The organism is Acinetobacter sp. RG5, from assembly GCF_031844265.1.
Lineage (GTDB): Bacteria > Pseudomonadota > Gammaproteobacteria > Pseudomonadales > Moraxellaceae > Acinetobacter.
Window position 1 is genome coordinate 1 of record NZ_JAUZUV010000031.1, and the last position, 11,367, is coordinate 11,367.

The 11,367-nt window shown below is 41.1% G+C and carries 6 protein-coding genes and 3 pseudogenes; 1 reads left to right on the forward strand and 8 read right to left on the reverse strand.

Annotated elements, in window-relative coordinates; translation table 11 throughout:
* From Q9R21_RS14495 to Q9R21_RS14515, 5 genes and pseudogenes are all read right to left on the reverse strand, one after another.
* A pseudogene (locus tag Q9R21_RS14495) lies at positions 1–910 on the reverse strand (DNA helicase); the annotation flags it as partial.
* Between the two features lie 63 nt (positions 911–973).
* Complete coding sequence (gene brxL / locus Q9R21_RS14500) at positions 974–3,013, reverse strand: protease Lon-related BREX system protein BrxL (protein WP_311204749.1); 2,040 nt, start codon at positions 3,011–3,013, stop codon at positions 974–976.
* Positions 3,014–3,042: 29 nt separating this feature from the next.
* Positions 3,043–4,812 carry a BREX-1 system phosphatase PglZ type A gene (pglZ, locus tag Q9R21_RS14505; protein WP_404976616.1) on the reverse strand — a complete coding sequence of 590 codons (1,770 nt, stop codon included), beginning with the start codon at positions 4,810–4,812 and terminating at the stop codon, positions 3,043–3,045.
* Positions 4,813–4,844: 32 nt separating this feature from the next.
* Positions 4,845–5,423 (reverse strand): annotated as a pseudogene (locus Q9R21_RS14510) (DUF1819 family protein); the annotation flags it as partial.
* Positions 5,424–5,433: 10 nt separating this feature from the next.
* On the reverse strand, positions 5,434–6,300 hold the full coding sequence (locus Q9R21_RS14515) for a WYL domain-containing protein (protein WP_071320612.1): 867 nt from the start codon (positions 6,298–6,300) through the stop codon (positions 5,434–5,436).
* A 208-nt stretch (positions 6,301–6,508) separates the two neighbouring features.
* Between Q9R21_RS14515 and Q9R21_RS14520 the strand changes: the two genes are divergently transcribed.
* Positions 6,509–6,838 carry a DUF4236 domain-containing protein gene (locus Q9R21_RS14520; protein ID WP_000506885.1) on the forward strand — a complete coding sequence of 110 codons (330 nt, stop codon included), beginning with the start codon at positions 6,509–6,511 and terminating at the stop codon, positions 6,836–6,838.
* A 131-nt stretch (positions 6,839–6,969) separates the two neighbouring features.
* On the opposite strand, the pseudogene Q9R21_RS14865 reads toward Q9R21_RS14520, so the two are convergent.
* From Q9R21_RS14865 to Q9R21_RS14530, 3 genes and pseudogenes are all read right to left on the reverse strand, one after another.
* Positions 6,970–7,074, reverse strand: a pseudogene (locus Q9R21_RS14865) (HNH endonuclease); the annotation flags it as partial.
* A gap of 35 nt (positions 7,075–7,109) precedes the next feature.
* Positions 7,110–8,342 carry an ATP-binding protein gene (locus tag Q9R21_RS14525; RefSeq protein ID WP_001255534.1) on the reverse strand — a complete coding sequence of 411 codons (1,233 nt, stop codon included), beginning with the start codon at positions 8,340–8,342 and terminating at the stop codon, positions 7,110–7,112.
* Between the two features lie 536 nt (positions 8,343–8,878).
* On the reverse strand, positions 8,879–10,534 hold the full coding sequence (locus Q9R21_RS14530; RefSeq protein ID WP_311204750.1) for an HNH endonuclease signature motif containing protein: 1,656 nt from the start codon (positions 10,532–10,534) through the stop codon (positions 8,879–8,881).
* Positions 10,535–11,367: the final 833 nt, after the last annotated feature.

Consider the following 11,367-nt stretch of genomic DNA (forward strand, 5'->3'; position numbering starts at 1 on the left):
TATCATCCTCTAATAAAATGGCATCCATTTCGATATTGGCACGTGTATCTTTAGCACCTACACGTATTAATCCATTTTTTTCTATTTCCATTTCTAAAGGAATAGTAATTAAAGGATATGAATAAGATTTTTGAGTAGTAGGAAGTACCCAATCAACTAAACCAAAACCTGCAACAATTTCCTCACCATCGCCTGTTCCACCTAGGTTAATTGCAGTATTCCAAGAGAATAATTTGTCATAAACAATAATGGATTTTTTAATCTCATCATTGTCTTGTTTCCAAAGTTCCCAATTATTTCGATAATTTTCAAATTCTTTAAACAACTTCTGAATTATGCCAATTTTAGTGATCAAATCATTTGCCACTAAAAAGTAAGCTAATCGCAAGTGATCAACTCGCTTAAAAGATACTAGCTTATTTAAACTAGCATAATTAAAAGTCGGTACTTTTTCAGTTTCAACATGGATGTGCAAAGACAGTTGTTTAGATGGTATAGGCATCGATTGAAGTTGTAAGCGTTCAATTTGAAACCACCAATCACTATCATTCAGAATCTTTAAACCACGAAGTTTTTTAAGATCATAGGAATAAAATCTATTACCATTAATTTCATATTGAATTTTTTGAGTATCCTCAGCTTGATGAGATACATAATCCAACAATTGAATCAGTTTATTTTTAACAATATCATTTAATTCAAGTTCAGAGTTCATCATTGGTCTTTCTAATTTTTTAACTGACGGGTTTATAGCTAAAGACCAGCAAAAGGCTTCATCTTGTGAAAATATATCTTGATTTTGATATAAAAAAGCATTCACTTCTTTCTTTTCAATACCAAGAGTTTTGGCAATTTCTCTAGCAGTAAGTTTGGGCTGTTTAACCAAAATAGCTGTTATTAAATCCTTCATGTGATTCATATTTCCTAATCATTTTAAAAGCTTTTCTCTTTAATTGATTTATACAGAATCAACTTAATCCACTCCCAGCCCCTTAAACACAGCATCCACCGGATCTGCATAGAAACTGGTCTGGAACTTGGTAAACAGTTCCACAGGAATCGTAGGGATATCTGCCGCACTACTCATTGGCAAAGCAACCTTCTTGGCACCAGCATCAAAAGCAACTTGCAGACATTCGGCAATACTTTCCACCGGAGTCACAGAGCCACCCAAGCTCATATCACCCAGTACCACCATCTGACTTTGTACCGATCGTCCTAACAGGCCAGAAGCGAAAGCCACTAAACTTGGCAAGGCAAGATGGCTGAGCGGCCCGGTATTCTGTAATTCAACCACATGTAAGTGGAAGTCATGTTCCAGCACCTTACTGCCACCCGATATTCTGGATGCATTGGCCTTGAAGTAATCAAAAGCAATTTTGACCTGTTCTTTGGCACTGCTTGAATTCCATAAGCCTGATGTCGCCAATTTTCCTGAACCTTTGGTCACTTGAAGTTCTAAGCGGTATAAGCCTGGCATGCCTTTATTACTGAGCCCGATGGTATATAAGAAACCTGGCTTGGCTGGACCTTCGGGAATCAGTCCACCTCCACCTTGCTCTTTTACCGATACAAAATGTTCTTCTAAGGTATCATTATCGATATAGCTGAAATGCACATCATAGAATTCCATGCCCCCAATTTTCTTCAGCTGCTCTTTGACACGCCGGCGTACCTGCAACGCATATTCCAGACATTGCTGTACATCTTCTTTCTCAAACTGACCGTGTGGGTAGAGTAGCTTCATCAATCCAGAAACAGTCTTGCGAACGGCGATCACATCACGCTGATTCAGGTTATTTCCGAGTTTGAAGTACTTCTCAATGGCATCCGCAAAACTACGCTTACGCATTTCCCTGAAGAATTCAGCCAGATAATCAACAATCAGGCCATAACGGTTGGTGAAGAACTCCGGACGCATCTTGGGAATTTCCCAGCCTGGGATATAGGCATGAAAGCGATCAAAGAATGCCGAATCAATCATGGCTTCAGGGAACGGCGCCAAGAGATGGCTGGTTTTAACCAGGGATTCCACACTCTGGTTGATATTACCCACAAAAACCATCGAAGCTGAGGCTTCCATCTGTTCACGACCACGGGCAAAAGATCCTGAGGCCATGTAGTCTTTCATGATCTGAACGCCATCTTTATCCTTAAAGGAAATACCGGCAACTTCATCAAAAGCTACCACATCCCACAACCCCACCAGACCAATACGGCGGCTACTCATGTTATAGAACAGGTTGGCGACAGTCGTTTGCCCACCGGAGACTAAAATACTATTCGGTGAACACTCTTTGTAAATATGGCTTTTCCCGGTACCGCGTGGTCCCAGTTCACAAACGTTATAGTTATTTTCAACGAACGGAACCATACGCGCTAATAGGTGCCACTGCACGTCCTCTTTTAGCGAAGCCGGTTCCATGCCGATCGAACGGATTAAACTCTCGCGCCACTGATCAGTGCTTAATGCTGCTCTGCCACTGAAAAGTTCATCCATATTCATATTCGGCATTTGAATCGGCTTGAGTAAACTCACCCCAAATGGAGAATTGGTTTGTCCTTCTTCAAAATAATAACTGAGCGTAGCAATGACCCAGATACCACCCACCAGTAATTTTTCATACTCTTTGACGATGCCTGCCGAGATTTCGGCATCTTTGATCCCCAGATTACTAAATGATGCTTCGTATTTGTCCTTACGCTCATTCAGCTTTACGGTCACCCGATCAATGACCTTATAACTGCCCCGTTCACGAACCAGGGATTTCACCTTCTCAGCTTCATCAGGTCGTACATAGTTCTCTGCCAGAACCGTCTTTACGTTACGTAGTCCCTGTTCAATGATCTCTGGATCATCCGAGGCACAGTACATCCCCAGCAGGTATTCGAGTACATAGACTGGGACATTGGCCCCTTCTTTGATCAGTTTAGTTAGATCCTTACGTACCACCCGCCCAGCAAAGTGTTCATTCAGCAGCTGATCCAGTTCTTTATCGTTAGCAGATTCCATGTAGGCTACGCTCTATCGTTAATTCGTTATCAGAAGAAGTCATCGGTAAATGCCAGATCAATGGTGACCTTATAGCGCTGCATTTCGATATTCAGGTCTTTGTCCTTCAGTACCAGGAAGTAATCTTTTTTACGGTCAAAATCAGTGCCAGATAATGACAGTCTGACCTGTTTAACCCGATCGGCAACAGAGTCGGTACTGCTATCAAAGGTCAAGGTTTCTTCACTGGAAACTTTGAGATCCCCATCATAAATGGCAATCGACAGGGTCACTGGCATGACTAGCTCACTGACAGCTTCAGTTTGCATCAGATCAAACTTCTGGATGTTATTGACCATTTTCAGCGTGGATTTGGTAGAAATAACCTCAACTTTACGCTTGGTCCGCTGTCCGGCCTTTTCACCACGCAGCTGTTTTACCGTTAGTACAGGCACCACGATTTCCTGAGGCATGATGCCACCATGCACGAAACGTGAGCCTCCTACAAAATGGAAACGGTTCGCCCCTTTTGGAATCCAGAAATCAGTCGCAGATAGTGTGCCTGCCGTAGCTTGGGTTGAGCCTTTCCATGCTTCCTTGCTCTCTGGTAAACCATGCCCAATCACATAGCGTTTTTTGCTTTTCAATGTATTGGTAGGTTTTTCAGTCAAGCTTGAACGATCCGCAGATTCCAGTTTACTTTGCTGGAACAGGAAGCCATGGTCGGCTGTAATCAATAGGGTAGAAATATTGAAATGCATTAAAATTTTGCGGCTAAGTTCGGTCAGCTCTTCAATGGCATGTTCTACCGCCATAAAGGTTTCTGATTCTGTCGAGGCACTGTCTCCCCGAGCATCAATCACGTTGTGATAAACGTAAACCAGCTCATGGTCTTTCAGTGCTTCACGGCCTTCATCACGCGACCAACCTTTTACCGTTTCAGCGGTAACCGCCAATCCATTATAGGCAGCCAGAATTTTGGATCGTGCTGCAGTCCCTTTGCTGGACTGTCCATCTACTAAAACATCATCCCCTGCGGCCTCTTTGTACTCCAAAGTCTGATGCGGCAACAACGAGGCCATGCCAAGTGTGGTGTAACTTGGGACAACGCCCAGCTGTGAAGACAAGGTCGCTTCGGAATAACGCTTTTCATTGATACGATCACGCAGCTCTACCGCAGCTTCATAGCGAAAAGCATCACTGATAATTACCACAATACGGCGTTTCGTTGCAGAACTCAGTAAGGGTCTGACATGGGTATGGTAGAAGTTTTGCTGATTTGGGATATCTGCCACTTTCCAGACATTCAAGCTTTGCTCAGCTTCTACACGCTCACCCCAGTTTCGTGCCAAGTGGTCAATAAACCAGTAGGAATAGCAATTTTCGACTTCTTCATCGAGTTTCTTCAGGATATCGACATGAGCGCGTTGAGAAGCAGCACTGTAGTGGCGATAGGCCATATCAAAGCGATACAACTCCTGCTCGTAGGCTTTATACAATGCTTCGCTGGAGTCGAAATAGAACCCGGAATCAAACTGCTGTCGCAGGCTGAACAGCTCAATCGCTGCCTGCAACGCTGTATAGACGGTACGGTATTTACGGCGAGTTGCATCGTCCTTATGTTTGGAAGCCCAATAGCCATCCAAACGGGTAGAAATAATCGTTCTGAAATGTTCCAGTTCAGCTTTGGTTGCTGCAGGGATCTGGCTGGCCAGATCGACAATGATCTTTTGTTCAATCACTTCAAAGGTCATGACATCGAGCAGCTGCTCCAGATCAAAAGCCCCGACCTTTTCTTGGATCCGCAGTGCATTGGCCACGGTCTGGGAGAGTGTACGAAGGTTGGGTAGTATTTGGAACTGTCTCTCCAGCGCGACAAGAAGGCTCTACGCAGCTCTGCTCTGACGATCACGCGCTGCAACTCTAGCTTACGGGTACTTTTTAAGTAACCGGCTTCTGCCAGCATGCGAAACACCACCTGCCCCATTTTTTTCTTGCTGGACTCTTTCCAATCACAGATATCCGGATCGCGTTGTGAGCGTTCATCCAAAAAATCTGACCAGATATAACTGTCCAAGTGTTGCGCCTGGGAGATATAGCCATCCCTCATCACCGTTTCCATAAACTCAAGCAGCAACAGGTTGCGTTCCAGTGCGCCACAAAAAGCCACCTGGGTCGCCAGCTCATCATCCCCATCACGCAAAGCTTTCCAGAAATCAGGCTCTAAGCGCTCAAGACGCTTACGAATGGCAGTGGCGTTACGTTGGGCTGAAGCAGGCGTTCTTTTTTGCAGAATATTGTCAATCTGAATTGCCTGATGCTATTGTTCTGGAGTCGCTTCTCGTAATAACAGATCCGCGATCAGCCGGCTTTCACGCACCATCAGGGAGCCACCAATCAGGTCACTGTCATAATGAAATTGTTCTAACATGGCCAATCTCCTATGAGGCCTGATCAAACAGGTAAGACGACAGCTTTTCGATATCTGAGCGTTGTAGTACCAAGGGATATTTCAAGGCATCATCCGCCTCAGCCAGCGTGATCGCGGCCTGATATCGCTGCAAAGTATAGTGAGCCAGGGCTTTTTTCACCGGAATCTGTAATCTGCCATCAGGCATGCCGAAGTCTTTTTCGACCAGCGCTTGTTGTGATGAGTTCAATTTTGGATTAGGGATCAGCGTCAGTACAATTTCTTCATGCCATTGCTGATCCTGAGCAGGGTCTACTGACTCAATCGCCACCACAACAGGTGTGCGATCAATTCTGGAGAGTAAAAAGTCCTTAAACTGCTTGCTCTGATGGCAATAGGCACGGACATGCCAGCGAAAACCGGTATACACCAGGGTGTGTGGGGAAATGATGCGTTCATGCCACTGCGGATTCTGCATCGAGGCATAAATCATTTTTAAAGTACTTTGGTTTCGGCAGGCACGCAAAACTTCCCGAATCACTTCAGGACGTACACTGCGATCAGGTAATTGAACTGCTGCAAGATTCGGTTCTGGTGTCGCAATCAGGGTATGCGATTCACTAACCAAACCTGACAGCATATTGAGATATTCATTGATATGTACGGTAGTCAGCACCGGTTGAAACGTGGCTTTAGGCACATAGCCTTTTACGGAGGGATCATGGACCAAGGCATCTGGGTTATACAGCGTATTGTAACGCTTGATATCCGCAGAAGCCTGCTGTCGACTAAGCCCAAACCAGCTCATCAAACGATTGGTAACCAAACGACCTTCCCAGTAAGCAAGCAGCTCGATCGCCCGCATTCGAAGAAGCACTTCATGCTTATCTGTCGTCATATACCAATCAGTCAATAAATAAGATTTCTAAGATTACCCCATGGCAAATGTACAGTAAACATTTTTTACGGTATTTAAAGGTGGTATTGCAATCACCAGATAAAAAATATACTAATATCGTGATGATAGCCGTCAAAGTACGATCTCTAGCAGATCATGGATCCTGGTATAGCGCGTGAATTGAGCTAAGTTTTAGAATGAGAGCAATATGGGTTTTAGATTTCGTAAAAGTATTAAATTATTCCCGGGTTTTAAAATTAATCTGACCCATAAAGGCATCAGCAGTGCCAGCATTGGCAAACCTGGTGCTTCTCTAAATATTGGAAAAAAAGGTACGCGAACCAGTGTCGGTATTCCAGGTACGGGACTATCTTACTCTAAACACCAGCCTTACTCTAAAAAGACCCGTGTTCCACAACCGACATCGCTAGAACACACGGAATATAATCCTCAGAATTTAGAACAACCGAAGACAAAGATCTGGCCTTGGATTATTTTTGGAATATTGTGTTTTATGGTGGGTGCCGTCATTTTTTAGCAAGAATAGCATTGTATTTTAATCAAAAAAAATGCCCACACGGATGAATGGGCAAACTAAGGAATTAATATCCTTCAGAAACTCCAGCGCAATTCTCGCTACTTTCAGTAAGCGACTGTAGCTCAATCATGATGATCTGACTCAATCGAGTCGAGGTAAATCAATCCATCACAAATGGAGTAGAAATTATGCTTGATCACATTCTTGGTTAATGCTGAAAAGTCTTTGGGTTTTGATCAATAAATAGAAGTGCCGATGACTACCCTCAACTTTACTTATTTTCAGATAGCAACCAATCGAGAGCACTCATTTTTACAATACCATTATAATTTGCTTCAGTCCCTATCGTGTCTAAGGTAAGTAAATATTTGGGATACGAATCAGAAATTTTCTGTAATGGACGTAACTCTCGGCTGAGTGTCTCCTCATTGAGCGTTTCTAATGCCACCTGATAATAAGTTAAATTCTGTAAAGTATCGACAGCAACAAAATCAATTTCATATTCATCAACCCGCCCTACATAGACCGTATAACCTCGTCTGACAAGCTCAAGATAAATCACATTTTCTAAGATATGACCTTGATCAGCATTAGCATCAGGCAACATAATCCGGCGCAATCCGACATCAACTAAATAGTATTTTTCAGAGGATTGTAATAACTCACGCCCGCGTACTTTAAATTGTGCGGCACTATAAAATAACAAACTGTCCTGTAAGCCCTGAATATAGCGTTTTACTGTTTCAAATGAAATCTTAACCCCACTTGAAACAAAGGTATTTTTAATTTTATTGATGGAAATAGGTGAGCCTGTCACGCTTGCCAAATATCTTGCGACACGCTCGAGAGAGTTAATATCGGCAGTATTCAAACGGGGAATAACGTCTTTAAACATTACACTGGCATAGACCGCTTGCAAGTAATCATAAGTTTCCTGCTGGCTAGTCATGGCAAGCGTATAAGGGAAACTACTGCGCGTATACATGGCATACAAATCACGATTGGATAATTGTTGGATGATCGGATTATTTTCAATATGCCACTGTTTAAATTCTTGGAATGACAGAGGTAGAACGTGTTGCTCGATATAGCGTCCTGTAAGTAAAGTCGCAAGTTCTCCACTTAGAAAGAATGCATTTGAGCCTGTAATGTATAAATCGATATAATCCCGAACATATAAGGAGTCGACTACTTTCTCAAAATTTGTAACATGTTGTATTTCATCTAAAAAAACGTAGTTTTTTTTACTTTTATCAACTTTGGACAATACATAATCATGTAGTTTACGGTAATCGGTGAGTTCTTCAAATTCCATAAATTCGAAGTTGATGGCAATGATGTTTTCGGCTTGTACACCCTGTGCTTTTAGGTCTTGTTGAAACATCGCCAATAAGGTGGATTTTCCAGAGCGACGCACACCTGAAAGTACTTTAATGACATCACGGTCTTGCCATGTATTCAGAAATTTTAAGTAGCCATCACGTCGAATATTAGCGCTTCTCATTATTTACACTTAGAATCTAAAGTTTTAATAAATTCTATCAAATTTTAGAACGTATATGTAAATATATTTAATTTTAGAAAAAGTTTAAAGGTTAAGTGAAACATTCAAAGCTGCTGTAGAAGCATGTAAACAGCAGATCTGATCAAAATCCAAATTCTGTCTTTTTGATTATTTTCCATCTCATGTTATGTCATTGATGCTGCGACTTAACTGCTATATAAATTAAGTGAAAAGTAAATGGAACTAAGATGTTAACTAGAGTGGAACTCATTTTTATTGTGCTAATGGTATCAGCCTTATTGCGTATGAATTGCTAAAAGGTTTATTTTAAAGTCACTTATACATGTTTTTGATCAAAAAAAAATGCCCATAGGGGGAATCTATAGGCAAAACTAAGGACCTTGACGGTCATTCAGAAACTACAGCTAGTTTCTGGTTGTGATTCTAAAGTGAATTAAAAACAACCACATTGGCTGAATATATCAAAAGTTAAATCATTGATAAATTTTATAAAATTAATTTACCCCCTCTGCTGCTCAATACAGTAATTCACCAAACAAATCCGCTCTAATCTCTTCCAGGCTCAAATCTGATTTCATCCTATTACAGATGGGATGAACAAGCAGGCCATTCTCTAGAACGCCTTGCCCACCTACGGCTTTGGCAATCCGATGATCCGATTCAGTAGAATCAAGATAGATCAATCCATCACAAATGAGGCAAAAGTTATGATTACCCACCAGAAAATTGTGCTTAAGCAGACTCTTGGTTAATGCCGAAAAGGCCTTTGGCTTTGACCGAGAAATTGGACTAATCGACTCCACATATCCCACCACATTCTTGACTACTGCATCATCATAACCACCCAAAAACCTTTCGACATAGAACTCGTTAAAGTTTATGTACTTGAAGGCCTTAGACATGGACAGAATAAAGGTATTCAGGCATTTCTCATCATCAAAATCAACATCCATTTCCAAGCTTAAGCAAATAAAGGCTTTATAGACAATTTGTAGCCGATCATAGCCCTTAATACCACTGCCGAACTTGCCGACCGTTTCGGTGGTCACCACGGGGAAATTGGCGATCAAGAACTCAATACTACGGCGTACCCGGGTGAAGTCCTTGAAACTAATCTTTCGATGATGAATCTGCATGCGGCTTTCATGAATTTCATACACAATTGAAAACCATGCAAGAAAAGAAGTAATCTGAAAACGCTGATCCTTATAAAAATATAAGTATGGATGTAAGCCCAAACTCGGAACCCCAGCATTTTTTACAGGCGTCGCTATTCTGCAAAGAATGGTCAACAGATGCGACATTAGGTTTTCAACGCGCTCCCCCTGATTCAGACTCATAATATTATGAATCTGATCACCCGCAATGATATTCATCAGCTCATTGACCAAGCCAATTTTTTTGCCATGACTCATTTCATTGTCTAATAAAATGGTCGAAAAAAGTAGCTGGTGGATCCTCTCCCCTAACTCAATCAACTCATTTAAACGTGTATATTGGAGCTCTTCTAGGTTAGATTTATTGTCATTGATATAACAACAGGCATAGATCGCATAATACGCGTCACTACCGCGATTTCTTAGGTGATATTCCTCATATTTATCTAAACGTTTAGTATCTGAGTTAATCGATTGAAATACCCGTCGCGCATCTTCCGGAGTCCCCAGTACCTGCCTGAAACTGATTTTAATATCTTCTAACTTCGACTTTTTTTCTGCAAATTCAGCATCAGTGCAAATTCTTTGAAAATCAGCGAGATCTCCTAAATAATTGCGGAGGTAACGAATATCTTGTTTTTGTGGATCATTGAAATTAGGTGCTTGAGTGACTTGCTCATCCGCAAAATATCTATTGATCCACGCATAGATACAGGAAAGACGATGTGCCCCATCAATAATGTAAATATTGCCGTGTATATCTTTCCAATACAAAATGCATAAATTGATGTTTTGATCTTCTGTGCAATCTTCAATAAAGTTTGCAATTTCTTGCACGCTCCAACATTCCGTAGAACGCTGGTTATCCGCCTTAAATAAACATTTGATGATTGGATGCTTTTCAAAATCAGTCAGTGCCACTTCAAAATTGTCACGCTGCATTGAAGGTGACATTTCTTCTGGCAACATGACTTTACGCTGAATAATATTGGTCAATAGTCGTGTAGAACCCATTTCTTATTTTCTCCAGGCAACACTTTCCTACTTTCGCACAAGTACGAAATTTGAAAATGTATATAGTTCGATTTGGTTAAAGCTGTGAATTAAATGACCGTCAATATCCAGTCAGCGCTAACAAAAGAGACCTAAGAGAAATGGGGGGATTAGATAATAAAATCTTCATGTTTAGTACCTGTAGTTTAGAGTTGACTATCTACAACCATCTTTTCCACGAGATGGAGGTAGACCAAACAGGGGTGGAAATACCGCACTACAGAAGACGGCCAGTCATAGACTGCCCTGCCTGGCCTACCATAATGGCAAGCTAAGCATAATAAGCACAAAAAAAACCGCTTAAAGCGGTTTTAATGCTTCTGTAGTAATTTTCAGGTTTCCACGCCTGATTACAGATTTTGCTGTAATGTAATTATCATATTTGTATCTTTTACTTTGGTCAAACCAAATTAGACTTTTTTTACTCATTAATTCTATGAAAGGACCTCAATAAATTAAAATATTGAGGATTATTAAAACAAAAAATCAAATTCGCGGATTCCCAGGCCTTTGCTTTGTCAAAATCTGATTTGCCAAGCAAAGGCCTGGGCCACTTTTGAACCACTTATTAAGCTTAGGCTATTTTTAGAATATTTATGATTAGCAGTTTTAACTACAGGCTAGAATAAGGAATTTTCATTTATGAGCATTAACTCATCAAAACAGATTAATTCAACTTAAATACAGTTTCTATCTTCAGCAATGTATAAAATTGATTAAAAATTATCAACATAATAGATCTCTTGCGAAAGTTAATTCAAGAGCATCCAATTCACCATTCCAACAATTAAATT

What these genes read in the sequence shown, in the direction of transcription:
- brxL (WP_311204749.1), bottom strand. Translation starts at nt 3,013, where the DNA reads ATGGAATCTGCTAACGATAAAGAACTGGATCAGCTGCTGAATGAACAC.
- Q9R21_RS14515 (WP_071320612.1), bottom strand. Translation starts at nt 6,300, where the DNA reads ATGACGACAGATAAGCATGAAGTGCTTCTTCGAATGCGGGCGATCGAG.
- Q9R21_RS14520 (WP_000506885.1), top strand. Translation starts at nt 6,509, where the DNA reads ATGGGTTTTAGATTTCGTAAAAGTATTAAATTATTCCCGGGTTTTAAA.
- Q9R21_RS14525 (WP_001255534.1), bottom strand. Translation starts at nt 8,342, where the DNA reads ATGAGAAGCGCTAATATTCGACGTGATGGCTACTTAAAATTTCTGAAT.
- Q9R21_RS14530 (WP_311204750.1), bottom strand. Translation starts at nt 10,534, where the DNA reads ATGGGTTCTACACGACTATTGACCAATATTATTCAGCGTAAAGTCATG.